Source organism: Ruegeria sp. AI3, from assembly GCF_056541245.1.
Genome location: NZ_JBQFYA010000058.1, coordinates 1 through 1108, shown reverse-complemented (window position 1 = coordinate 1108; position 1108 = coordinate 1). Strand labels below are relative to the sequence as shown.

Genomic DNA, 1108 nt, shown 5'->3' with positions numbered 1-1108 from the left:
GGAAACCAAAGGCCCAATCGACATCACCGTGCGCCCGCTGGCTTGCACCGCGACGATCCTGGTCGATCTGATGGGCCAAGATGCCGCCAAAATGCCAGAAGCTATCAAAGGCGCTGCGCTGACATGCATCCTGTCCGACACGCTGGAGTTCCGCTCACCCACGACCACCGCGCATGACCGTCATGTCGCCGAGAAACTGGCGGCAGATCTCGGTCTCGACGTTTCGGCTTATGCGGCCGACATGTTTGCGGCCAAGTCGGATGTCTCGTCCTTCTCGGATGCCGAACTTATTCGCATGGACAGCAAGGAATACGAAGTGGACGGCACCAAGTTCCGCGTTTCGGTTCTGGAAACCACGGCACCCGGCGTTGTACTGGACCGCAAGGACAGCCTGGCTGGTTCGATGACCGATGTCGCCCAGGAAGACGGCGTCGATCAGGTTCTGCTATTCGTGGTCGACATCCTGAACGAAGAAGCCACCTTGCTGGTGCCAAACGATGTGGTCAAAGGCGTTGCTGAAAAGAGCTTTGGCGCGTCGGTTGAGGGAGACAGCGTTGTTTTGCCCGGCGTGATGAGCCGCAAAAAGCAGATCATCCCGAACCTCAAGGTCTGATCGGCTGAGCTCTCAGAGGTCAAGACGCCCAGAACGGACGGCGGGGGCAGCACCCTCTGGCAAAACTGGTCAAGCTCTGCCATAGGCTTGGCCGTACTCTGCTCTGCCGAAAGAGGCTCTATGACCCAGATCATTCACGCTCTCAGCGACATTTCCGAACGCTACAACGCGCTGTTTGTTGATCTTTGGGGCTGTGAGCACAATGGCATCACCGCGTTCCCCGAGGCCGTTGCTGCCCTGCAGCAATACCGGGCCATGGGCGGATATGTCGTGTTGGTCACCAACTCTCCCAAACCCCGCGCAGGGGTTGCCGAACAGCTGGTTCATTTCAATGTGCCGGCGGATTCATACGACACCATTGCAACGAGCGGTGACTCGGCGCGGTCCGCGATGTTTCGGGGCGTGGTTGGGCACAAAGTGTATTTCATGGGGGAATGGCAGCGGGACGCGGGCTTTTTCGAGCCGCTGAAAATTCTGCACCACCCTATTCATATT

General features: G+C 58.2%; 2 protein-coding genes. Both read left to right on the top strand.

Features of this window, described 5'->3' with window-relative positions; genetic code table 11:
• Positions 1-613: DHH family phosphoesterase (locus tag ACRZ95_RS22985; RefSeq protein WP_480555696.1), on the top strand; the 613-nt coding region annotated here is incomplete at its 5' end.
• A 120-nt stretch (positions 614-733) separates the two neighbouring features.
• Positions 734-1108: HAD family hydrolase (locus ACRZ95_RS22980; protein ID WP_480555694.1), on the top strand; the 375-nt coding region annotated here is incomplete at its 3' end.